Raw genomic sequence first — 22,088 nt, 5'->3', positions numbered from 1 at the left:
GGTGACCGAAGCCGTGACCCCGCAGTCCCCGTTCGACCCGCCGCCCTCGCCGCCCGAGAAGCCGGGCGGCACCGCCGCGGCCATCCGCCCGGAGGACATCCGCGACGGGGCCGTCGTGGCCTTGGCGGTCGCAGTGGCCGGACTGCTCCTCGGACTGCTGTGGTGGTGGCTGGCGCCCCGGGTGCAGTACGTCTCCAACGGGGAGGCGGTGTTCCTGCGCAACAGCGAGAGCGAAGCGCGGATCGCCGCCGACGGGACCTTCTTCCTGCTGGCGCTGGGCCTGGGCGCGCTGAGCGCCGTCGGCACGTTCCTGTGGCGCCGGGCCGGCGGCGTGCCGCTGGTGATCGGGCTCGCCGTCGGGTCCTGCTTCGCCGCGCTGGCGGGATGGCGGTTCGGGCTGTGGCTCGGCTCGTCCTCGACGGACCTGGCCGCCGCCGCGGCCGCGGCCGGCAAGGGGGTGCCGTTCGACGCGCCGCTGGAGCTGCTGGCGCACGGGGCGCTGCTGGCCTGGCCGATGACCGCCGTGCTGCTGCACCTGGGGTTCACCGCGCTGTGGACGCCGCGGGACCCTGAGCCGGACCCGCTGTACGGGTGGAGCGGGTACTACCGGCCGGCGCCGCCGGCCGAGGCGGCGCTGCCGCCGACCGACACCGGCCCGACCGCGTCGGAGGCACCCCGAGCGTGATCCCTCCGGGGCCGTGGGCCGCCTGACCCCGCCGCTGCGCGGAGCCCCGGGAGGTCGGAGCGGGGCTAAGGGCGGCCGATCGGGGCCAGGGTGGCTTCGGTGAGAGTGGTCAGGTCCGACGGGGAGAGTTCGATCTCCAGGCCGCGGCGGCCCGCCGAGCAGCAGATCGTGGGGTGCGCCGTCGCGGACTCGTCGATCACCGTGCGCAGCCGCTTGCGCTGCCCCAGCGGGGAGATGCCGCCGCGGACGTAGCCCGTGGTGCGCTCCGCCAGGGCCGGGTCCGCCATCGCCGCCCGCTTGCCGCCCACGGCCGTCGCCAGTGCCTTCAGATCCAGCGACCCCGACACCGGGACCACCGCCACCGTCAGGATGCCGTCCACGTCCGCCACCAGGGTCTTGAAGACCTGCGTCGGCGAGACGCCCATGGCCTCGGCAGCCTCCTCGCCGTATGAGGGATGCGCCGGGTCGTGCTCGTAGGCGTGCGTGGTGAAGGCGACCCCGGCCGCCGTCAGGGCCGCGATCGCCGGGGTGCCGGCCGCTTGCTTCGTCTTCTTCCCCATGGATCCCCCGTCGGTCGCTCTCGTCAGTTGGGGCTCGTCGGAGCCCGGGTCAGTTCCACCGCCGGCAGCGACGGCAGGTGCCGGATCACGGCCGTCTCCGTGCGCAGCAGCTTCAGTTCCTCCGCCAGCCGCGTCGCCGTGTCCGGAGCCTGGAGCAGCCGCTGCTTCGCCGGGATGTCCAGCACCGCCGCCGCGGCCACCAGGTACGACACCACCGACGGCTCGTCGGGGAGCTCCGCGCCCGTCAGGGACCGCTCGCGGGCCCCGGCCAGCCGCTTCTGGTAGTTGCGGAAGGCCCGCAGCACGCCCTCCGCGAGGACCCCGGCGCCGTCGCCCGCGTCCTCCGGGAGCTCCTCCAGCTCCGCCGTCAGGAAGGGCCCCGAAGCGTCGACCGACAGCAGCCGGACCCGCGTCGTACCGGTCGCCAGGATCTCGAAGCTGCCGTCCTCCCGCTCCCGGATCGTCGCCGCCTCCGCCACGCAGCCCACCCGGTGGAACGCCTGGATCGGGTCGGCTCCGAAGCCCGCTGCCGGACCCCGCTCGGGCAGGGACGTCGGGTCCGGCAGGCCGGGCGCGGTCGGGGCGACCTCCCGGCCGTCGCGGATCGCGACGACCGCGAAACGGCGCGGCTCGTCCTCGCCCGACTTCAGCAGCTCGCGCATCATGGCGCGATAACGCTCCTCGAAGACGTTCAGCGGGAGGACGAGTCCCGGGAACAGCACCGAGTTCAGCGGGAAGAGGGGCAGGCGAACGGTGGTCACGACGCACAGCGTAATCGTCCGAAGACGCGCCCCGTCACCCCCGCCGCAGCAGCCGGGAGGCGCCCGCCGCCACCGTCGTGGCCAGGATCCAGCCCATGATGACGAGGCCCGCCGCCCCCCACTGCCAGCCGCCCGCCAGTTTCCACTGGCCCTGCTGGCCCAGGTCGATCACCGGGAGCAGCAGGTCCAGCGCGTACAGGGGGGCGCTCCACTGCGGATGCTCGTCCTGCTTGATCGCCGGCGGATCGAGCTGGGAGAAGAGCAGCGCCCCGGCCGCCCACAGCACGGCCATCCACAGCGCGGCCCGGCCCGGCCGGTACCCGTAGACCACCGTCCAGTCCTGCAGGTACCCCCACGCCTTCGGCCCCGGCGGCAGCGTGGCGCGCCGCCGCCGCTGCTTGGCCAGCAGCACCTCCCGCGCCTCCGCGTCCTCGCCGCAGGCCCGCAGTACGGCCGCCAGCCGCTCGTACGGCCCCGGTGAGTACTCCGGGGTGGCCGCCTCCAGCCAGGCCAGCCTGCGGGCGAGGGGGAAGTGGCCGCGCGGGGCGAGGTCCTCGTACTCGAAACCCTCGACGGACACCCGGCCCGGGCCCGGCCAGCTCGTGGAGGTGTCGACGAGCTTGACCACCTTCGCCCCGGAGACCACCACCCGCCCGCGCTCCGGTCCCTCCCCGACAAAGCGGAACTCCGGGGTCTGGATCCTGCGCAGGGATATCTCCTGCTCGTCCGTGAGCTGGAACCGGGCGCCGTAGAAGTCGATGGCGTCCCCGAACCGGCCGTCGTCCAGCCGCAGCCCGCCCCGGCACTCGAACGGCTGTGCCCGCTGCCCCCGCGTCGGCGTCTGCCCCAGTCCGTACGGGGGAGTGGAGGAGCCCGAGCCGCCGCGACCGTAGCCCATGGCGATCGAGGTCAGGTACAGGGTCCGCTCCACGGTCAGCTGCGGGGCGTTCAGGGCGTGCCGCCCGGACGGATTGATCAGCCGGGCCCCGCGCAGGTTCATCGACACGCCGACCTTCGCGCCGCGCAGGCTCACCTCCCCGTACGTCTCCAGCAGCTCGCCCTGGAAGTCCTGCGCGACCGACATCCCGTCGGCGGCGATCGCCCGGCCCTTGTTGTCCCGCTGCACCACCACCTGGCTGACCAGCAGGTCCGTGCCGATCTGCGCGTCGGTCAGCCGGATCCCGCGCGCCACCCGGCAGCGCGGCAGGTGCAGATCGCCCTCGGTGTGCAGCCGGGACGCCTCCAGCCGCGGGATCGCGCAGTTGACCAGGCGCAGCGTGCCGAAGCGGGCCTCGGACAGCTGGATCTCGCTGTCGAAGCGGCACGACTGGAGTTCCACGTACGGAGCAACCGTCCCACCGGAGAGATCCAGCCGCCCGGTGATCCGTACCCCGCGCAGCTTGAGCGACGCCACCCGGCCCGGCACCGGCGGCGGCCCGTGGAGCAGCAGCAGCGCCACCACCCCCGCCCGGACACTGCGCCCGGCCCCCCAGAGGTGGTCGCCGTGCGGATCGTCCGCGTCGGCTGCGCGGGCACTGAGGTCGCAGACGCTGCCCGTGCGGTAGGCGTCCCACATCCGGCGCTCGGAGGCGCTGAGATCCGCCGGACACCCGTCCGGGCTCGCCTCGGTCACCGCGGTCCCCCTCCGCCGTCAGGTACGTGTAGGCGAACGCTAACGGGCACCTGTGACGTCCGGGGCGTGTATCAGCCAGTGATACGGGCGAACGATGGCGCGAGGCGGTCTGAGAGAATTGGGAGGTGATCTCTCGTATCGACCTGCGCGGTGACGCCCTCCCCGAGGGCGGCGCCCTGCGCGACCTGCTGCCCCGTGCCGAGTTCGACGTAGAAGCTGCCCTGGAGAAGGTGCGGCCCATCTGCGAGGACGTCCATCATCGTGGCACGGCGGCGCTGATCGAGTACGCGCAGAAGTTCGACGGGGTGACGCTGGAGCAGGTCAGGGTGCCCGCCGAGGCGCTCAAGACCGCCCTCGACGAACTCGACCCGGCCGTCCGCGCAGCCCTCGAGGAGTCGATCCGGCGCGCCCGGATCGTGCACCGCCAGCAGCGCCGCACCGAACACACCACCCAGGTGGTCCCCGGCGGCACCGTGACCGAGAAATGGGTTCCCGTGGAGCGCGTGGGGCTGTACGCCCCCGGCGGCCGCTCGGTGTACCCGTCCTCCGTCGTCATGAACGTGGTGCCGGCCCAGGAGGCGGGCGTCGAGTCCATCGCGCTCGCGTCCCCGCCGCAGAAGGAGCACGGCGGCCTGCCGCACCCCACCATCCTCGCGGCGTGCGCGCTGCTCGGCGTGGACGAGGTGTACGCGGTCGGCGGAGCCCAGGCCGTCGCGATGTTCGCGTACGGGACCGAGGACTGCCTCCCCGCCAACATGGTCACCGGCCCCGGCAACATCTGGGTCGCCGCCGCCAAGCGCTACTTCACCGGCCGGATCGGCATCGACACCGAGGCCGGCCCGACCGAGATCGCCGTCCTCGCCGACTCCACGGCCGACCCGGTGCACGTCGCCGCCGACCTGATCAGCCAGGCCGAGCACGACCCGCTGGCCGCGGCCGTCCTCGTCACGGACTCCGCCGAGCTCGCGGACGCCGTCGAGAAGGAGCTGGAGCCGCAGGTCGCCGCGACCAAGCACGTCGAGGACCGGATCAAGCCCGCCCTCGCCGGCAAGCAGTCCGCGATCGTCCTCGTCGACAACCTGGAGGACGGCCTCAAGGTCGTCGACGCCTACGGCGCCGAGCACCTGGAGATCCAGACCGCCGACGCCGCCGCGTGGGCCGCCCGCGTCCGCAACGCCGGCGCGATCTTCGTCGGCCCGTGGGCCCCGGTCTCCCTCGGCGACTACTGCGCCGGCTCCAACCACGTGCTGCCCACCGGCGGCTGCGCCTGCCACTCCTCGGGCCTGTCCGTGCAGTCCTTCCTGCGCGGCATCCACATCGTCGACTACACCCGCGACGCCCTCGCCGAGGTCACCCACCACGTGGTGACCCTCGCGGAGGCCGAGGACCTGCCCGCCCACGGCGCCGCCCTCAAGGCGCGCTTCGGATGGAAGGTCCCCACCCCGTGAGCATCGGCATCGACGACCTCCCCATCCGGGACGAGCTGCGCGGCAAGAGCCCGTACGGCGCCCCGCAGCTCGACGTGCCCGTCCAGCTGAACACCAACGAGAACCCCTACGAGCTGCCCGCCGAACTCGTCGCGCGCATCGCCGAGCGCGTCGCCGACGCCGCCCGCACCCTCAACCGCTACCCGGACCGGGACGCGGTCGAGCTGCGCACCGAGCTGGCCGCCTACCTGACCCGAACGGCCAAGCACCCGGTCGCGCGGGAGAACGTATGGGCCGCCAACGGCTCCAACGAGGTCATCCAGCAGCTGCTGCAGACCTTCGGCGGGCCCGGCCGCACCGCGATCGGCTTCGAGCCCTCCTACTCCATGCACGCGCTGATCTCCCGCGGCACCGGCACGGGCTGGCTCTCCGGCCCGCGCCGGGAGGACTTCACCATCGACACGGAGGCGGCCGAGCGGGCGATCGCCGAGCACGCACCCGACGTCGTCTTCATCACCTCGCCCAACAACCCCACGGGCACCGCCGTCGAGGCCGAGACCGTCCTGGCCCTCTACGAGGCCGCCCAGGCGGCCAAGCCCTCCCTCGTCATCGTCGACGAGGCCTACGTGGAGTTCAGCCACCGGGACTCACTGCTGCCCCTCATCGAGGGCCGCCCCAACATGGTGATCTCCCGGACCATGTCCAAGGCCTTCGGCGCCGCCGGCCTGCGCCTGGGCTACCTGGCCGCACACCCCGCCGTCGTCGACGCCGTCCAGCTGGTGCGCCTGCCGTACCACCTGTCCGCCGTCACCCAGGCCACGGCCCTGGCCGCCCTGGAGCACACCGACACCCTGCTCGGCTACGTCGAGCAGCTCAAGGCCGAGCGGGACCGCCTCGTCACCGAACTGCGCGCCATCGGCTACGAGGTCACCGAGTCCGACGCGAACTTCATCCAGTTCGGGAAGTTCGAGGACTCGCACACCGCCTGGCAGAAGATCCTCGACCACGGGGTCCTGGTCCGGGACAACGGCGTACCCGGCCGGCTGCGGGTCACCGCCGGCACCCCGGCAGAGAACGACGCGTTCCTGGAAGCGGTTCGCGCACTGAAGAAGGAGCAGCACGCATGAGCCGCATCGGACGGGTCGAACGGACCACCAAGGAGACCTCCGTCGTCGTCGAGATAAACCTCGACGGAACCGGCAAGGTCGACGTCTCGACGGGCGTGGGCTTCTACGACCACATGCTCGACCAGCTCGGCCGCCACGGCCTCTTCGACCTCACCGTCAAGACCGACGGCGACCTGCACATCGACTCCCACCACACCATCGAGGACACCGCCCTCGCGCTCGGCGCCGCCTTCAAGCAGGCCCTCGGCGACAAGGTGGGCATCTACCGCTTCGGCAACTGCACCGTGCCGCTCGACGAGTCCCTCGCCCAGGTCACCGTCGACCTGTCCGGCCGCCCGTACCTCGTGCACACCGAGCCGGAGAACATGGCGCCGATGATCGGCTCCTACGACACGACGATGACCCGGCACATCTTCGAGTCCTTCGTCGCGCAGGCCCAGATCGCCCTGCACATCCACGTCCCGTACGGCCGCAACGCCCACCACATCGTGGAGTGCCAGTTCAAGGCCCTCGCCCGCGCGCTGCGCTACGCCGCCGAGTTCGACCCGCGCGCCGCAGGCATCCTGCCCTCCACGAAGGGCGCCCTCTAGCAGTGAACGGGCTGAACACCATCCTGATCGTCCTCGGCCTCTTCCTGGCCGGGGGCGTCTACTCCTTCCAGAAGCAGCAGATGCCCAAGTCGGTCATCATCCTGCTCGCCCTCGCCTCCGCGATGTGTCTGGCAGCCGGAGTCCTGCGAATCCAAGGAATCTGGGAATGAGCACAGCACGCCCCACCAAGAAGGTCGTCGTCTTCGACTACGGCTTCGGCAACGTCCGCTCCGCCGAACGCGCCCTCGCGCGTGTCGGCGCCGACGTCGAGATCACCCGCGACTACGACAGGGCCATGGACGCCGACGGACTCCTCGTCCCCGGCGTCGGCGCCTTCTCCGCCTGCATGCAGGGCCTCAAGGACGCCCGCGGCGACTGGATCATCGGCCGCCGGCTCTCCGGCGGCCGCCCGGTCATGGGCATCTGCGTCGGCATGCAGATCCTCTTCGAGCGCGGCATCGAGCACGGCGTGGAGACTGCAGGCCTCGACGAGTGGCCGGGCACCGTCGGCCCGCTCAAGGCCCCGATCGTCCCCCACATGGGCTGGAACACCGTCGAGGCCCCGGCCGACAGTCAGGCCTTCGCCGGCCTGGACGCCGACGCCCGGTTCTACTTCGTGCACTCCTACGCGGCACGCGACTGGAGCCTGGAAGTCACCAACCCGCTGATCCGCGCCCCCAAGGTCACCTGGGCCACCCACGGCGAACGCTTCGTCGCGGCGGTGGAGAACGGGGCCCTGTGGGCCACCCAGTTCCACCCCGAGAAGTCCGGCGACGCAGGCGCCCAGCTCCTCACCAACTGGATCGAGACCCTCTGATGCCGAACACGCTTGAGCTCCTTCCCGCGGTCGACGTCCGCGACGGCCAGGCCGTCCGCCTCGTCCACGGCGTCTCCGGCAGCGAGACCTCCTACGGCTCCCCGCTGCAGGCGGCCCTCGCCTGGCAGGCCGCCGGCGCCGAGTGGCTCCACCTGGTCGACCTGGACGCCGCCTTCGGCACCGGCGACAACCGCGCCCTGGTCGCCGAGATCACCCGAGCCATGGACATCAAGGTCGAGCTGTCCGGCGGCATCCGCGACGACGCCTCGCTCGCCGCGGCCCTCGCCACCGGCTGCACCCGCGTCAACCTCGGCACCGCCGCCCTGGAGACCCCCGAGTGGGCCGCCAAGGCCATCGCCGAGCACGGCGACAAGATCGCCATCGGCCTCGACGTCCGCGGCACCACCCTCAAGGGCCGCGGCTGGACCAGCGAGGGCGGCGACCTCTACGAGACCCTCGCCCGCCTCGACTCCGAGGGCTGCGCCCGCTACGTCGTCACCGACATCGGCAAGGACGGCACGCTCACCGGCCCCAACCTGGAGCTGCTGAAGAACGTCTGCGCCGCCACCGACCGGCCCGTCGTCGCCTCCGGCGGCGTCTCCTGCCTGGACGACCTGCGGGCCCTGTCCGAGCTGGTACCGCAGGGCGTCGAGGGCGCGATCGTCGGCAAGGCCCTGTACGCCAAGGCCTTCACCCTGGAAGAAGCCCTGAAGGTGGTCTCCGCATGAGCAGCTCCCCCGACCCCGGCGCCGTACGCCGCATCTCCTCCGGCGGCCCCTACGAGGACGTCATCGCGTACTCCCGCGCCGTGCAGCTGCCGAACGGCCTCGTGCTGGTCTCCGGCTGCACCGCGGCCGACGCGGGCGGCCCGTACGACCAGACCGTCGCCGCCTTCGGCGTCGCCTTCAAGGCCCTCGCCCAGGCCGGCCTCGGCCCCGAGGACGTCGTCCGCACCCGCATGTACCTGACGCACGCCCGCGACGTGGACGACGCGGGCCGCGCCCACAAGGAGCTCTTCGACGCGGTCCGCCCGGCCGCGACGATGCTCATCGTCTCCGGCTTCGTCGACCCGTCGATGGTCGTCGAGGTGGAGGTCGAGGCGTACAAGGCGGTGCCCGCATGAGCCTCGCCGTACGCGTGATCCCCTGCCTGGACGTGGACAACGGCCGCGTCGTCAAGGGCGTCAACTTCCAGAACCTGCGCGACGCCGGCGACCCTGTGGAGATGGCCAAGCTGTACGACGCCGAGGGCGCCGACGAGCTGACCTTCCTCGACATCACCGCGTCCTCCGGGAACCGTGAGACCACCTACGACGTGGTGCGCCGCACCGCCGAACAGGTCTTCATCCCGCTGACCGTGGGCGGCGGCGTCCGCACGGCCGACGACGTCGACAAGCTGCTGCGCGCGGGAGCGGACAAGGTGGGCGTGAACACGGCCGCCATCGCCCGCCCCGAGCTGATCCAGGAGATCGCGGAGCGGTTCGGCCGGCAGGTCCTCGTCCTGTCGGTCGACGCCCGCCGCACCGAGTCCGGCACCTTCGAGGTCACCACGCACGGCGGCCGCCGGGGCACCGGCCTCGACGCCGTCGAGTGGGCCCACCGGGCCGCGGAGCTGGGCGCCGGCGAGATCCTGCTGAACTCGATGGACGCCGACGGCACGAAGGACGGCTACGACACGGAGATGATCGCGGCGGTCCGCAAGCACGTCACCGTGCCGGTGATCGCCTCGGGCGGCGCGGGCCGCCTCGCGGACTTCGCCCCGGCGATCGAGGCGGGCGCGGACGCGGTGCTCGCGGCGTCGGTCTTCCACTTCGGCGACCTCCGGATCGCCGAAGTGAAGTCGGCCCTCCGCGAAGCGGGCCACCCGGTCCGCTGACCTTCGCCTCCGGCGCGGCCTGCCGCCCCCGGGTTCCCATGCCCCGTCTGCGGCCCGGGGGCTGCGCCTCAATCTCCCCCAGCGGTAGCCGGGGGAGATTGAGGCCCCGCCACCGGCCCGCAGACGGGAGGCAACGGCACCCGACCGGCCAGGTCAGAGGCCCAGCTCCGCCACCGTCAGCTTCGCGACGGCCTCCTTCTCGCCGTCCAGCGTCACCGAGGCCGACGCCTGGCGGCCGAAGCAGAACAGCGTCAGTTCCCCCGGCTCGCCCGTCACCGTCACCACCGGCGCACCCTTGTGCGCCACCGCCGTCTGCCCGTCCGGACGCCTCAGCACCAGGCCCACCGGCGAGCGGCGTCCCGTCAGCCGGGCCATCCTCTCCAGGCGGGACCACAGCGCGTCCGAGAACACCCGGTCCAGCTCCCGCGGCGACCAGTCCGGCTGGGCCCGGCGGACGTCCTCCGCGTGGACGTAGAACTCCACTGCGTTCGCCGCCTCGTCGATCTGCTTCAGCGCGTACGGCGACATCCGCGGCGGCCCGGTCCTGATCAGCTGGATGAGCTCCTCGTACGGCTTGGCCGTGTACTCGGCCATCGCCGCGTCCAGCCGCCCCTTCAGCACCTTCAGCAGCAGGCCGCCCGCCGCGTCCGGCCGCCGCTCCCGCACCACCACGTGCGCGGCCAGGTCGCGGCACCTCCAGCCGGTGCACAGCGTGGGGGCCTCCGGACCGGCCGCCTCCAACAGGTCCGCCAGCAGCAGTCGTTCACGCTTCGCATGGGTAGACATGCGGGCCAGCCTACGGCCGGAACGTGCCGTACGCCCGCCCATCAGACGGACATGGATCACCACCCCCATCCGGGCCCGGCACAATGGCTCCATGAGTACGACCCCCCGCCCCGGCAACCTCGACCCCGCCATCGCCGCGCGCCTCAAGCGCTCCGCCGACGGCCTGGTACCGGCCATCGCCCAGCAGTACGACACCGGTGAGGTGCTCATGCTTGGGTGGATGGACGACGAGGCCCTGCACCGCACCCTGACCACCGGCCGCTGCACGTACTGGTCCCGCAGCCGCCAGGAGTACTGGGTGAAGGGGGATACGTCCGGCCACTTCCAGCACGTCAAGTCCGTCGCCCTCGACTGCGACGCCGACACCGTGCTCGTCCGGGTCGACCAGGTCGGAGCCGCCTGCCACACCGGAACCCGCACCTGTTTCGACGAAGACGTCCTCCTCCGCGCAGCCGACTAGGTAGGGGTCCCCACGCAATGGATCTTGAGACGTTCCGCAAGCTCGCGGCCGACCGCCGCGTCATCCCCGTGAGCCGCAAGCTGCTCGCCGACGGGGACACGCCCGTCGGGCTGTACCGCAAGCTGGCCGCCGAACGCCCCGGTACCTTCCTCCTGGAGTCCGCGGAGAACGGCCGGTCCTGGTCCCGGTACTCCTTCGTCGGGGTCCGCAGCGACGCCACCCTGACCGTCCGGGACGGCCGCGCGCACTGGATCGGCACCCCGCCCGTCGGCGTCCCCACCGACGGAGACCCCCTCGACGCCCTGCGCGCGACCGTCGAGGCCCTGCACACCCCCCGCGACCTCGCGGGCGGCATGCCCCCCTTCACCGGCGGCATGGTCGGCTACCTCGGCTACGACATCGTGCGCCGCCTGGAGCGCATCGGCGAGCACGGCAGCGACGACCTGGAGCTGCCCGAGCTGACGATGCTGCTCACCTCCGACCTCGCGGTGCTGGACCACTGGGACGGCACCGTCCAGCTCATCGCCAACGCCATCAACCACAACGACCTCGACTCCGGGGTCGACGAGGCCCACGCGGACGCCGTGGCCCGCCTCGACGCCATGGAGGCGGACCTGGCGCGGCCCGCGCCCTACGTCCCGGCCCCGCTGCCGGCCTCCGAGCTGCCCGAGTACTCGGCCCTGTGGGGCGGCGAGAAGTACCAGGCGGCCGTCGAGGACATCAAGGAGCGCATCCGGGCCGGCGAGGCCTTCCAGGTGGTGCCCTCGCAGCGGTTCGAGACCCCCTGCAAGGCCTCCGCGCTGGACGTCTACCGGGTGCTGCGCGCCACCAACCCGTCCCCGTACATGTACCTGTTCCGCTTCGAGAACGGCTTCGACGTGGTCGGGTCGAGCCCGGAGGCACTGGTCAAGGTCGAGGACGGGCGGGCCATGGTCCACCCCATCGCGGGCACCCGCCACCGCGGCACGACCCCGCAGGAGGACAACGACCTCGCCGAGGAGCTGCTGGCCGACCCCAAGGAGCGCGCCGAGCACCTGATGCTCGTCGACCTGGGCCGCAACGACCTCGGCCGGGTCTGCGAGCCGGGATCGGTCGAGGTCGTCGACTTCATGTCGATCGAGCGCTACTCCCACGTCATGCACATCGTCTCCACCGTGACGGGGCGCGTGGCCGAGGGGAAGACCGCCTTCGACGTGCTCACCGCCTGCTTCCCGGCCGGCACCCTCTCCGGGGCGCCCAAGCCGCGCGCCATGCAGATCATCGAGGAGCTGGAGCCCTCCCGCCGCGGCCTCTACGGCGGCTGCGTGGGCTACCTGGACTTCGCCGGCGACTCCGACACCGCCATCGCCATCCGTACCGCGCTGCTGCGCGACGGTACGGCGTACGTGCAGGCCGGAGCCGGTGTGGTCGCCGACTCGGTGCCCGAGCTGGAGGACAACGAGTGCCGCAACAAGGCCGCCGCCGTGCTGCGCGCGGTGGCTGCGGCGAACCGCCTGAGCGGCTCCTGAGGGCGTAGGGGATAGTGGGGTACGTGAGTGCCGTACCCCCGCCCCGTTCCGATGCCTCCGCCGAGCCCGAGGCCCCCGACAGCCGCAGCAGCCGCCGCAGCGTGGCCGCGGCGCTGCTGCTCGGTGCGCTCGGCGCCACCGTCGTCCTGCTCGCCTCCGGCCGTGTCTGGGCCCGGGGCACGGCCGCCATCGGCAGCGACTCGCTCCAGCTGAGCGCCGACGGGCGGGCCGTGACCGGGCTCCCGGCGGCCCTGGCCATCGTCGGCCTGGCCGCGCTGGTCGCCGTCTTCGCCGTACGCGGCAAGGGCCGGCTGCTGGTGTCGGGCCTGCTGGCGCTCAGCGGCCTCGGCGCGGCGCTGTCGGCCCTCTTCGGCTCCGACGGCCGCAGCACCCTGGACGCGCAGGCCGCCCGTACGACCGCGGACAGCGCGGCGCACGTGGCCGGCCTGACCCAGACCACGTGGCCGTACGTCACGGCCGCCGGGGCGGTGCTGATCCTGGCCGCCGGACTCCTGGCGCTGCGCTTCGGCCGCGGCTGGCCCTCGATGGGCGGCCGCTACGAGCGTGACGGCAGCCCCCGTCCGCGGGCCGTCGCGGCGGTGGATCCGGACCGGCCGGAAGATCTGTGGAAGGCTCTGGACCGCGGCGAGGACCCGACCACGGGTCCGAGCGGCGACCGGACCCGCTGACCGGCCCCTGAGCCGACCCCCCCTGGACGGTGAAGCCGCCCGGTGCGGGACAATGTCACCGAGCGTCCGACACAGACCGCACGTTCGACACAGCAGCGCGACAGAGCAACGAGGAGCAAACTCATGGCGGGCACTAGCCACGGACACACCCCGGCCGCCTGGACCGGTGTCACCATCGCCTTCATCGGTTTCTGCATCTCCGGCGCCTTCATGGTGCTCGCCAACCCCCTCGGCTTCTGGGCCGGCCTGGTCGTCGTCGTGCTCGGCGGTGTCGTCGGCATGGGGATGAAGGCCGCGGGCATGGGCGCGCCGAAGGCCGCCCACAAGGACCTCGCGGAGGTCATCGCCGCGAACAAGGTCCCCGCCAAGGCCTGAGCGCGCCACCTGCGCCGGTCCTGGAAGAGAGCCGAAAGGCGCGGCCCCGCCGGGCTGCGCCTTTTGTCGTGAGCGGAGAGAATCAGCAGGTGGACGCCTCCAGCACCCCCGACGCCGGGCCCGGGCCGCAGGCCGGTCAGGCAGGGCCCGCAGTACCCGCGGTGCCCGTCGAGCGGGCTTCGCGGGCCAGGCGGCTGGCCGCCCCGGCGCTGTACCTGGCCGCGGCCGGCGCGGCGTTCGCGTACGTGGGCGCCGTGGACCCCAACGAGCCGGGCCACTACCCGGTCTGCCCGCTACTGCGGCTGACGGGCGTCCTGTGCCCGGGGTGCGGCGGGCTGCGCAGCGCGCACGCGTTCGCGCACGGGGATCTGGCCGCTGCTTTCGGGTCGAATGCCCTCGCGGTCGTCGGCTACTTCGTCTTCGCGGGTTTCATGGCCCTGTGGCTGGTTCGCGCCGTCCGCGGCGGGCCGGCCCCGAGGATCGTCCTGCGTCCCGCCCACTCGTGGGCGGTGGGCGCGGTGGTACTGGTTTTCGCCGTTGTCCGAAATCTCTCTTTCGGGTCGGCACTGGCGCCCTGAGACCCGTGCGCAGCCGGGATGAAGGGCGTATTCCGAATGTCCAGTTACTGGGACGCCGTCAACCGAGTGCGGAGGGCGACGCCTCCGCCGGATACCATTTGATTGCCGACCTTGCAGTGGTACGTGTCTGCAGGGCGGCCGACCGTCATCGACCCGGAAGGGGGCCGCTCGCGTGAGTGTGCTCGACGAGATCATCGAAGGGGTCCGCGAAGACCTTGCCGAACGGCAGGCCCGCGTGAGCCTCGACGAGCTCAAGGAGCGTGCCGCCAAGGCGCCCCAGGCCAAGGACGGCGTCGCGGCCCTGCGCGGCGACGGCGTCAAGGTGATCTGCGAGGTCAAGCGCTCCAGCCCCTCCAAGGGCGCGCTGGCCGCGATCGCGGATCCGGCCGGGCTCGCCGCGGACTACGAGGCGGGCGGTGCGGCGGTCATCTCCGTCCTCACCGAGCAGCGCCGGTTCGGCGGCTCGCTGGCCGACCTGGAGGCCGTCCGCGCCCGCGTGGACATCCCGATCCTGCGCAAGGACTTCATCGTCACGGCGTACCAGCTCTGGGAGGCCCGCGCCTACGGCGCCGACCTCGCGCTGCTGATCGTCGCGGCCCTGGAGCAGGAGGCCCTCGTCTCCCTCATCGAGCGGGCCGAGTCCATCGGCCTCACCCCGCTCGTCGAGGTCCACGACGAGGAGGAGGTGGAGCGGGCGGTCGCCGCCGGCGCCAAGATCATCGGTGTCAATGCCCGCAACCTCAAGGACCTCAAGGTCGACCGTTCCACCTTCGAGCGCGTCGTCGGCGAGATCCCGCCCCACATCGTCAAGATCGCCGAGTCCGGCATCCGCGGACCGCACGACCTGATCGCCTACGCGAACGAGGGCGCCGACGCCGTCCTCGTCGGGGAGTCCCTGGTCACCGGCCGCGACCCGAAGGCGGCCGTGGCCGACCTCGTCGCCGCCGGGGCCCACCCGGCCCTGCGCCACGGACGGAGCTGACCCGTCCCGTGACCCCTGACCGCCCCTGCGTCCGCACGCAGTCCGCGCCGCCGGCACCCCGCCGCGGCCCGGGCGGCGTGCCGACGGCGTACGCGCCCCTGGCGCGCGGCTGCCGCCCCCGCGGCTGCCGCGCCCCGGCCCGGCGCGCCCACGGGCGGCGGGTGCGGTACGTGATCGGCTCCGAGCCCGGCCAGGTCAACGGCATGCGATGGCGCCGCGGAGACGCGCCGTAACGAGGGCTGCCGCGGCCCGGTACGCGAAGGCGTACCGCGTCGCCAGGCGGTCCCGTACGGCCTGCTGCCCGGGCCGACCGGCTCCGGGAGCGGGCCGCTCCGCACCGTGACCACGACATCCCCCAGCGGGGTGTGCGCGGCGCGGGCGGGCGGCGCCATACGGTGAAACCACCCGCCGCATCTCGCACCCGTAGGAGCACTGGACATGTCCAGCGAGTTCTTCATCCCGGACCCGGAGGGTCACGTTCCCAACGCCGAGGGCTACTTCGGCGACTTCGGCGGCAAGTTCATCCCGGAGGCGCTCGTCGCCGCCGTGGACGAGGTCGCCGTCGAGTACGAGAAGGCCAAGGGCGACCCGTCCTTCGTGGCTGAGCTGGGCGACCTCATGGTCAACTACACCGGCCGCCCCAGCGCCCTCACCGAGGTGCCCCGCTTCGCCGAGCACGCCGGCGGGGCGCGGATCTTCCTCAAGCGCGAGGACCTCAACCACACCGGCTCGCACAAGATCAACAACGTGCTGGGCCAGGCGCTGCTCACCAAGCGCATGGGCAAGACCCGCGTGATCGCCGAGACCGGCGCCGGCCAGCACGGCGTGGCCACCGCCACCGCCTGCGCCCTCTTCGGCCTCGAATGCGTCATCTACATGGGCGAGATCGACACCCAGCGCCAGGCACTTAACGTCGCCCGCATGCGCATGCTGGGCGCCGAGGTCATCGCGGTGAAGTCCGGCTCGCGGACCCTGAAGGACGCCATCAACGAGGCGTTCCGCGACTGGGTCGCCAACGTGGACCGCACCCACTACCTCTTCGGCACGGTCGCCGGACCGCACCCCTTCCCGGCGATGGTCCGCGACTTCCACCGGGTCATCGGCGTCGAGGCCCGCCGCCAGATCCTGGAGCGCGCCGGCCGACTGCCCGACGCCGCCCTGGCCTGCGTCGGCGGCGGCTCCAACGCCATCGGCCTCTTCCACGCCTTCATCCCGGACGCCGGCGTCCGCCTGGTCGGCTTCGAGCCCGCCGGGCACGGCGTCGAGACCGGCGAGCACGCGGCCACCCTGACCGCGGGCGAGCCCGGCATCCTGCACGGCTCCCGCTCCTACGTCCTGCAGGACGAGGAGGGCCAGATCACCGAGCCGTACTCCATCTCCGCCGGCCTGGACTACCCGGGCATCGGCCCGGAGCACTCCTACCTCAAGGACACCGGCCGCGGCGAGTACCGCGCGGTCACCGACGACGCCGCCATGCAGGCCCTGCGCCTGCTCTCCCGCACCGAGGGCATCATCCCGGCGATCGAGTCGGCGCACGCCCTCGCCGGCGCCCTGGACCTGGGCAAGGAGCTGGGCCCGGACGGCCTGCTGGTCGTGAACCTGTCCGGCCGCGGCGACAAGGACATGGACACGGCGGCCCGCTACTTCGGGCTGTACGACGGCGAGAGCGCCGAGGGGGAGTCGAAGTGAGCAACGGCAACATCCAGCTGCTGAGCGACACGCTCGCCAAGGCGAAGTCCGAGGACCGCGCCGCCCTCGTCGCCTACCTGCCGGCGGGCTTCCCGACCGTCGACGGCGCCATCGACGCGGTCAAGGCCGTCATCGCGGGCGGCGCGGACGTCGTCGAGATCGGCCTCCCGCACAGCGACCCGGTCCTCGACGGCGCCATCATCCAGACCGCCGACGACATCGCCCTGCGCGGCGGGGTCAAGATCGCCGACGTGCTCCGCACCGTGCGCGAGGCCCACGAGGCGACCGGCGCGCCGATCCTGGTGATGACGTACTGGAACCCGATCGACCGCTACGGCGTCGAGCGGTTCACGGCCGAGCTGGCGGCGGCGGGCGGCGCCGGCTGCATCCTGCCCGACCTGCCGGTCCAGGAGTCCGCGCTGTGGCGCGAGCACGCCGAGAAGCACGGTCTGGCGACCGTCTTCGTCGTGGCGCCGAGCAGCAAGGACGAGCGCCTGGCCACCATCACGGCGGCCGGCTCCGGCTTCGTCTACGCCGCCTCGCTGATGGGCGTCACCGGCACCCGCGAATCGGTCGGCAACCAGGCCCAGGACCTGGTGCGGCGCACCCGCGCCACCACCGAGCTCCCTGTCTGCGTCGGCCTCGGCGTCTCCAACGCCGTCCAGGCCAAGGAGGTCGCCGGCTTCGCCGACGGGGTGATCGTCGGCTCGGCCTTCGTGAAGCTGCTGCTGGACGCGCCGGACCTGCCGGCCGGGCTGGACGCCGTACGGGCGCTGGCGGGCGAGCTTGCGGCAGGCGTACGCAGGAGCTGAGACAAAACGGACGTCTGATCGGGTTCTGTAGTCCGATCGGGTGGAATGACGAGCAGGGAGGCACGCGAGTGCCTCCCTGCTTCGTTTGGCGGAGCGTGAGCGACAAGAACGACGGTGCCAACCGCGATGCGACGAAACGATCGGCCCGGGAGCGACTCCTCGCGGAGCGCGAGCGGCAGAAGACCCGGGACAAGCGACGGCGGACCCTCATCGTGGCGTCGGCGGTGGTCGGCGTCCTCGCCCTGGCGACGGTCGTGGGCGTGATCGCGGCCAACGCCGGCAAGGACACCAGCGCCAAGGGCGGCCCGGTCGTCGCCCCCAGCGGTGCCACCGGCAAGGACGCGCTCGCCATCCAGACGGGCAAGCCCGAGGCGAAGGCCACCCTCACCGTGTGGGAGGACTTCCGCTGCCCGGCCTGCAAGTCCTTCGAGGACAACTACCGGGACACCATCCACGAGCTGGAGGCCAAGGGCCTGCTCAAGGTGGACTACCACCTGGTCACGCTCATCGACGGGAACATGGGCGGCAGCGGCTCCCTGAAGGGGGCGAACGCGGCGGCCTGCGCCCAGGACGCCGGCAAGTTCTCCGAGTACCACGACGTCCTCTTCCAGAACCAGCCGCAGGAGGTCGACGACGCCTACGGCAAGAACGCCAAGCTGCTGGAGCTGGCGGGCAAGGTGGACGGGCTGGTCACCCCCGAGTTCAAGGCGTGCGTCGAGGAAGGCAGGCACAACAGCTGGGTGGGCAAGTCGCACGAGGCCTTCGCCGCCGGGAACTTCCGCGGAACGCCGACCGTGCTGCTCGACGGCAAGGACATCTTCTCCGACCAGGCCAACCCGCTGACCCCGCAGAAGCTGAAGGAGAAGGTGGAAGCGGGCGCCAAGGGCTCCGGCGGGGCCGGGGCGAAGGGCCCCGAGAAGGAGACCGGCAAGGAGACCGGCAAGGAGTCGGGCAAGGACACTGGGAAGGGCGGGGCGAAGGCCTCACCCTCGGCGTCGAGGACGGCGTCCAAGAATTCCGCGACCGGTTCCGGGAACGGGACGGGGAACGGCTCCGCGACCGGTTCCGGGAACGGGGCCGGAAACGGGTCCTCGGGGGGCTGACTTCCGCCGATCCAGGTCTGGATTTGGTTTCGACCCTGCCGGGCGGGTTGCGGTACGCACCGTCCGGCAGGGTAGCGTCAGGTCTGCCATGGACATTGCTTACATCCCCAGTCCGTCGACCGGCGTGATCCATCTCGGACCGATCCCGCTCCGCGGCTACGCGTTCTGCATCATCATCGGCGTCTTCGTCGCCGTCTGGCTCGGCAACAAGCGCTGGATCGCGCGCGGCGGAAAGCCGGGCACGGTCGCGGACATCGCCGTGTGGGCGGTGCCGTTCGGGCTGGTCGGCGGTCGCCTCTACCACGTGATCACCGACTACCAGCTCTACTTCGGCGAGGGCCGCAACTGGGTCGACGCCTTCAAGATCTGGGAGGGCGGCCTCGGCATCTGGGGCGCGATCGCGCTGGGCGCGGTCGGCGCCTGGATCGGCTGCCGGCTGCGCGGCATCCCGCTGCCGGCCTGGGCCGACGCCCTGGCCCCCGGCATCGCGCTGGCCCAGGCCTGCGGCCGCTGGGGCAACTGGTTCAACCAGGAGCTCTACGGCCGGGCCACCGACCTGCCCTGGGCGGTGGAGATCAGCGCCGGCCCGAACCGGGACGCCGGGACCTACCACCCGACCTTCCTGTACGAGTCGCTGTGGTGCGTCGGCGTCGCCTTCCTGGTGATCTGGGCCGACCGCCGCTTCAAGCTCGGCCACGGGCGGGCCTTCGCCCTGTACGTCGCCGCGTACTGCGTCGGCCGCGGCTGGATCGAGTACATGCGCGTCGACGAGGCGCACCACATCCTGGGCGTGCGCCTGAACGTCTGGACCTCGATCGTCGTCTTCGTGCTCGCGGTGGTCTACTTCGTCCTCTCGGCGAAGCTGCGTCCGGGCCGCGAGGAGGTCGTCGAGCCGGATGCCTCCGGCGGTGGGGGCGGCAAGGACGCCAAGGACGCCAAGGACGGCAAGGCTGCCGTCGAGGCCAAGGACAACGGCAAGGACAAGGCCGAGGACAAGGCAGCGGTGGAGGCGGCCGACGCCGGTCCGAAGGACTCCGCGCCGGCCCTCGCCCAGGGCGCCGTCAAGGCCGATCTGCGCAAGCCGGGCGTGGACGCCGCGGCCCCGGAGGCCGACAAGTCCTGACCTCACAGAGGTCGAGAAGGGGGGTGCCGCGCACGACGCGGCACCCCCCTTCTCGTGTCCCCAGGCGGCACCGGCCGTGCGGCCGCCGGGTCCGTGGTGCGTGCGCCGGGCAGGCCGGGCCGCGCGCCCAGCCGGTGTCCGCGCGGACGGCGCAAGGGCGGCGGGGTGTCAGTGGACCGGGAGCCGCGCGGCCAGCGCAAGGGTGCGGTGCGCCGACGCCACGACGGCCGGATCCACGAACCGGCCGTCGGGCAGCGCCAGCGCGCCCGGCGCGGCCCGCGCCGCGCTGAGCACCTCCACCGCGGCGCTGACCTCCTCGGGCGCCGGGAGATAGGCCCGCTCGATCACCGGGAGCTGGCGCGGGTGGATCGCCGCCCGGCCGAGGAAGCCGAGGGACCGGCCGCGGGCGCAGGAGGCCGCCAGCGCCTCCAGGTCCCGGATGTCGGGGAAGACCGACTGCGACGGGGGCGCCAGCCCGGCCGCACGCGCCGCGACCACCACCCGGGAGCGGCACCAGTCCAGGCCCTCCTCGGCGCTGACCGCCAGGTCCGCCCGCAGGTCCGCCTCGCCGAGGGAGAGCCCGCGCAGGGCCGGGTGCGCGCGGGCGATCTCGTAGGCGCGCTCCACGCCCAGCGCCGACTCCAGCAGGGCGTACAGGCTCACCCCGCCCGTGCGGTCGGCGGCCGCGGCGACCTGCTCCGGCGCGCAGATCTTGGGCAGCCGCAGCCCCGCGAGCCCCCGCAGCCCGGCGAGCGCGGCGAGGTCGGCGCCGCCCCAGGGGGAATCGAGGGCGTTGACGCGGACGTGTACCGGGACCGCCGGCCGTTCGGCGAGCAGCTCTACGGTGGCGGCGCGGGCGTACTCCTTGCGGGAGACCGCCACCGCGTCCTCCAGGTCGACGATGACGGCGTCCGCCCCGCAGCCCAGCGCCTTGCCGACCACCGCCGGGCGGTCGCCCGGCGCGTACAGCCAGGTCAGGATCACAGGGCCCCCTCGGTGCGCAGCGCGGCGATCTCGGCCCCGGACAGGCCGAGCTCCGCCAGCACCTCGGTCGTGTCCGCGCCGTGCGGGCGGCCCGCCCAGCGGATCCCGCCCGGCGTCTCGGACAGCCGGAAGAGGATGTTCTGCATCCGCAGGGGCCCCAGCTCCGGATCCTCGATCTCGGTCACCGTGTCGAGGGCCGCGAACTGCGGGTCTGCCATCACGTCGCGGACGTCGTAGACCAGCGCCACGGCTGCCTCGGCCTCCTCGAAGGCGGCCACGACCTCTTCCGCCTTGCGGCGGCCGATCCAGCCGCCGACCGCGTCGTCGAGGACGTCGGCGTGCCGGGCCCGCCCGGCTCCGGTGGCGAACCAGGGCTCGGCGATCAGCTCCGGCCGGCCGACCAGCCGCATCACCCGCTCGGCGATGGACCGGGCGGAGGCGGAGACCGCCAGCCAGCGTCCGTCGGCGCTGCGGTAGGTGTTGCGGGGGGCGTTGTTGGCGGAGCGGTTTCCCGTACGCGGCTGGACGTGGCCCAACTGGTCGTACCAGAGCGGCTGCGGGCCGAGCACGGTGAGGATCGGCTCGATGATCGCGAGGTCCACGACCTGCCCGTGCCCGGTGCGGTCCCGTCCGGCAAGCGCCGTCATCACGGCGTACGCACAGGTCAGCGCGGCGATCGAGTCTGCGAGCCCGAAGGGCGGCAGGGTCGGCGGCCCGTCCGGTTCCCCGGTGACCGCGGCGAAGCCGCTCATGGCCTCGGCGAGGGTGCCGAAGCCGGGGCGGTGGGCGTACGGGCCGTGCTGGCCGAACGCCGTGACGCGGGCCAGGATCAGGCGCGGGTTGGCGGCGGACAGCTCGGGCCAGCCCAGGCCCCACTTCTCCAGGGTGCCGGGGCGGAAGTTCTCGACGATCACGTCGGCGGTGGCGGCGAGCCGCAGCAGGGTGTCCCGGCCGCCGGGGGTGGACAGGTCGAGGGTCATGGTCCGCTTGTTCCGGCCGAGCAGCTTCCACCACAGGCCGATGCCGTCCTTGGCGGGGCCGTGGCCGCGGGAGGGGTCGGGCACGGCGGGGTGCTCGATCTTGACGACGTCGGCACCGAAGTCCCCGAGCAGGGTCGCGGTCAGGGGCCCGGCGAAGAGGGTCGCGAGATCGAGCACCCGCAGCCCGCGCAGGGGTCCCTTGGCCGGCTCATGCCCTGGCCGGGCGGTGGCGGATGACGACTCGGCCCGTGGGCGGGGGCCGGACCCGCCTGCCGGGACGCCGGTCGCGGGGGCGGGCCCTCGCCCCTGCCCTGGCCGTTGCTCCGGCCGGGCGGTGCTGGGTGCTGGTCCGGTTCCCGGGGTGTCTCCCGGCACGCCGGTAGCGGAGGCGGGGGCTGTGACGTGGTCCTGTCCCGGTGGGGCCGGGACGGGTGTCGGTGCGGTTCCCGGGGCGCTTGCCCGGGAACCGGGTCCGGAGGCGGAGGCGGGGGCGGGGGCTGGCCCCTGCCCCGGCGGGCGGGGGCCGGCCGGGGGCACGGGGCCG

At 73.0% G+C, this 22,088-nt stretch carries 26 protein-coding genes; 20 read left to right on the top strand and 6 right to left on the bottom strand.

Annotated features, from left to right (window positions below; all coding sequences use genetic code 11):
- Window position 1 precedes the first annotated feature (1 nt).
- The gene (locus E6U81_RS14340) at window positions 2–685 is read left to right on the top strand and encodes a hypothetical protein (RefSeq protein ID WP_346766141.1); all 684 of its coding nucleotides are present in this window, start codon (window positions 2–4) and stop codon (window positions 683–685) included.
- Between the two features lie 65 nt (window positions 686–750).
- Here E6U81_RS14340 and ybaK read toward each other — a convergent pair whose 3' ends face one another.
- From ybaK to E6U81_RS14325, 3 genes are read right to left on the bottom strand one after another with little or no spacing between them, the layout of a single operon-like run.
- Window positions 751–1,245: a Cys-tRNA(Pro) deacylase gene (gene ybaK, locus E6U81_RS14335; RefSeq protein WP_136230474.1), complete on the bottom strand. Its 495-nt coding sequence runs from the start codon at window positions 1,243–1,245 to the stop codon at window positions 751–753.
- 23 nt (window positions 1,246–1,268) lie between these two features.
- Entirely contained in the window at window positions 1,269–2,006 is a 738-nt protein-coding gene (locus E6U81_RS14330; protein ID WP_136230473.1) for an LON peptidase substrate-binding domain-containing protein, read from the bottom strand.
- Window positions 2,007–2,040: 34 nt separating this feature from the next.
- Window positions 2,041–3,582 (bottom strand): oxidoreductase, encoded by a 1,542-nt coding sequence (locus tag E6U81_RS14325; RefSeq protein WP_136230610.1) that lies wholly within the window; start codon window positions 3,580–3,582, stop codon window positions 2,041–2,043.
- A gap of 182 nt (window positions 3,583–3,764) precedes the next feature.
- On the opposite strand from E6U81_RS14325, the gene hisD reads away from it, so the two are divergent.
- From hisD to hisF, 8 genes are read left to right on the top strand one after another with little or no spacing between them, the layout of a single operon-like run.
- Window positions 3,765–5,087, top strand: coding sequence for a histidinol dehydrogenase (hisD, locus tag E6U81_RS14320; protein ID WP_136230472.1), 1,323 nt, complete (start codon window positions 3,765–3,767; stop codon window positions 5,085–5,087).
- Complete coding sequence (locus E6U81_RS14315) at window positions 5,066–6,193, top strand: histidinol-phosphate transaminase (protein WP_206309931.1); 1,128 nt, start codon at window positions 5,066–5,068, stop codon at window positions 6,191–6,193. The genes hisD and E6U81_RS14315 overlap by 22 nt, the downstream gene beginning before the upstream one ends.
- On the top strand, window positions 6,190–6,783 hold the full coding sequence (hisB, locus tag E6U81_RS14310) for an imidazoleglycerol-phosphate dehydratase HisB (RefSeq protein WP_136230470.1): 594 nt from the start codon (window positions 6,190–6,192) through the stop codon (window positions 6,781–6,783). Before E6U81_RS14315 ends, hisB begins: the two co-directional genes overlap by 4 nt.
- A gap of 2 nt (window positions 6,784–6,785) precedes the next feature.
- Window positions 6,786–6,953, top strand: coding sequence for a hypothetical protein (locus E6U81_RS39805; RefSeq protein WP_030855494.1), 168 nt, complete (start codon window positions 6,786–6,788; stop codon window positions 6,951–6,953).
- On the top strand, window positions 6,950–7,600 hold the full coding sequence (gene hisH, locus E6U81_RS14305; RefSeq protein WP_136230469.1) for an imidazole glycerol phosphate synthase subunit HisH: 651 nt from the start codon (window positions 6,950–6,952) through the stop codon (window positions 7,598–7,600). Before E6U81_RS39805 ends, hisH begins: the two co-directional genes overlap by 4 nt.
- Complete coding sequence (priA, locus tag E6U81_RS14300) at window positions 7,600–8,328, top strand: bifunctional 1-(5-phosphoribosyl)-5-((5-phosphoribosylamino)methylideneamino)imidazole-4-carboxamide isomerase/phosphoribosylanthranilate isomerase PriA (RefSeq protein WP_136230468.1); 729 nt, start codon at window positions 7,600–7,602, stop codon at window positions 8,326–8,328. Before hisH ends, priA begins: the two co-directional genes overlap by 1 nt.
- On the top strand, window positions 8,325–8,723 hold the full coding sequence (locus E6U81_RS14295; protein ID WP_136230467.1) for a RidA family protein: 399 nt from the start codon (window positions 8,325–8,327) through the stop codon (window positions 8,721–8,723). Before priA ends, E6U81_RS14295 begins: the two co-directional genes overlap by 4 nt.
- Window positions 8,720–9,475, top strand: a complete 756-nt coding sequence (hisF, locus tag E6U81_RS14290; protein ID WP_136230466.1) for an imidazole glycerol phosphate synthase subunit HisF — start codon at window positions 8,720–8,722, stop codon at window positions 9,473–9,475. The genes E6U81_RS14295 and hisF overlap by 4 nt, the downstream gene beginning before the upstream one ends.
- 153 nt (window positions 9,476–9,628) lie before the next feature.
- On the opposite strand, the gene E6U81_RS14285 is transcribed toward hisF, so the two are convergent.
- Window positions 9,629–10,261, bottom strand: coding sequence for a TIGR03085 family metal-binding protein (locus E6U81_RS14285; protein ID WP_136230465.1), 633 nt, complete (start codon window positions 10,259–10,261; stop codon window positions 9,629–9,631).
- A 91-nt stretch (window positions 10,262–10,352) separates the two neighbouring features.
- On the opposite strand from E6U81_RS14285, the gene hisI reads away from it, so the two are divergent.
- The 11 genes from hisI to lgt all read left to right on the top strand — a co-directional run bounded on the left by hisI (window position 10,353) and on the right by lgt (window position 19,580).
- Window positions 10,353–10,721 carry a phosphoribosyl-AMP cyclohydrolase gene (gene hisI / locus E6U81_RS14280; RefSeq protein WP_136230464.1) on the top strand — a complete coding sequence of 123 codons (369 nt, stop codon included), beginning with the start codon at window positions 10,353–10,355 and terminating at the stop codon, window positions 10,719–10,721.
- Between the two features lie 17 nt (window positions 10,722–10,738).
- Entirely contained in the window at window positions 10,739–12,229 is a 1,491-nt protein-coding gene (locus tag E6U81_RS14275) for an anthranilate synthase component I (protein ID WP_136230463.1), read from the top strand.
- 14 nt (window positions 12,230–12,243) lie between these two features.
- Complete coding sequence (locus E6U81_RS14270) at window positions 12,244–12,918, top strand: TIGR02234 family membrane protein (RefSeq protein WP_136230462.1); 675 nt, start codon at window positions 12,244–12,246, stop codon at window positions 12,916–12,918.
- 123 nt (window positions 12,919–13,041) lie between these two features.
- Entirely contained in the window at window positions 13,042–13,293 is a 252-nt protein-coding gene (locus E6U81_RS14265; RefSeq protein ID WP_136230461.1) for an HGxxPAAW family protein, read from the top strand.
- Window positions 13,294–13,487: 194 nt separating this feature from the next.
- On the top strand, window positions 13,488–13,871 hold the full coding sequence (locus E6U81_RS14260; RefSeq protein WP_240803819.1) for a DUF2752 domain-containing protein: 384 nt from the start codon (window positions 13,488–13,490) through the stop codon (window positions 13,869–13,871).
- Window positions 13,872–14,043: 172 nt separating this feature from the next.
- Window positions 14,044–14,853 (top strand): indole-3-glycerol phosphate synthase TrpC, encoded by an 810-nt coding sequence (gene trpC / locus E6U81_RS14255; RefSeq protein ID WP_136230460.1) that lies wholly within the window; start codon window positions 14,044–14,046, stop codon window positions 14,851–14,853.
- An 8-nt stretch (window positions 14,854–14,861) separates the two neighbouring features.
- Window positions 14,862–15,086 (top strand): hypothetical protein, encoded by a 225-nt coding sequence (locus E6U81_RS14250; RefSeq protein WP_136230459.1) that lies wholly within the window; start codon window positions 14,862–14,864, stop codon window positions 15,084–15,086.
- A 205-nt stretch (window positions 15,087–15,291) separates the two neighbouring features.
- A complete protein-coding gene (trpB, locus tag E6U81_RS14245) occupies window positions 15,292–16,542 on the top strand; it encodes a tryptophan synthase subunit beta (RefSeq protein ID WP_136230458.1) in 1,251 nt (416 codons plus the stop codon).
- Window positions 16,539–17,354, top strand: a complete 816-nt coding sequence (gene trpA / locus E6U81_RS14240; RefSeq protein WP_136230457.1) for a tryptophan synthase subunit alpha — start codon at window positions 16,539–16,541, stop codon at window positions 17,352–17,354. Before trpB ends, trpA begins: the two co-directional genes overlap by 4 nt.
- Before the next feature lie 95 nt (window positions 17,355–17,449).
- Window positions 17,450–18,457: a thioredoxin domain-containing protein gene (locus E6U81_RS14235; protein WP_136230456.1), complete on the top strand. Its 1,008-nt coding sequence runs from the start codon at window positions 17,450–17,452 to the stop codon at window positions 18,455–18,457.
- Between the two features lie 88 nt (window positions 18,458–18,545).
- Window positions 18,546–19,580: a prolipoprotein diacylglyceryl transferase gene (gene lgt / locus E6U81_RS14230; RefSeq protein WP_136230455.1), complete on the top strand. Its 1,035-nt coding sequence runs from the start codon at window positions 18,546–18,548 to the stop codon at window positions 19,578–19,580.
- 168 nt (window positions 19,581–19,748) lie between these two features.
- On the opposite strand, the gene E6U81_RS14225 is transcribed toward lgt, so the two are convergent.
- Entirely contained in the window at window positions 19,749–20,564 is an 816-nt protein-coding gene (locus tag E6U81_RS14225; RefSeq protein ID WP_136230454.1) for a CoA ester lyase, read from the bottom strand.
- Window positions 20,561–21,736 (bottom strand): CoA transferase, encoded by a 1,176-nt coding sequence (locus E6U81_RS14220; RefSeq protein WP_136230608.1) that lies wholly within the window; start codon window positions 21,734–21,736, stop codon window positions 20,561–20,563. Before E6U81_RS14220 ends, E6U81_RS14225 begins: the two co-directional genes overlap by 4 nt.
- Between the last annotated feature and the right edge of the window lie 352 nt (window positions 21,737–22,088).

Origin of the sequence: Streptomyces sp. A0592 (assembly GCF_004795115.1) — a bacterium.
In the GTDB taxonomy this organism is placed as follows: Bacteria; Actinomycetota; Actinomycetes; order Streptomycetales; family Streptomycetaceae; genus Streptomyces; species Streptomyces erythrochromogenes.
Note: the sequence above shows the minus strand (reverse complement) of the source record. Positions and strands in the feature narration are given on the sequence as shown.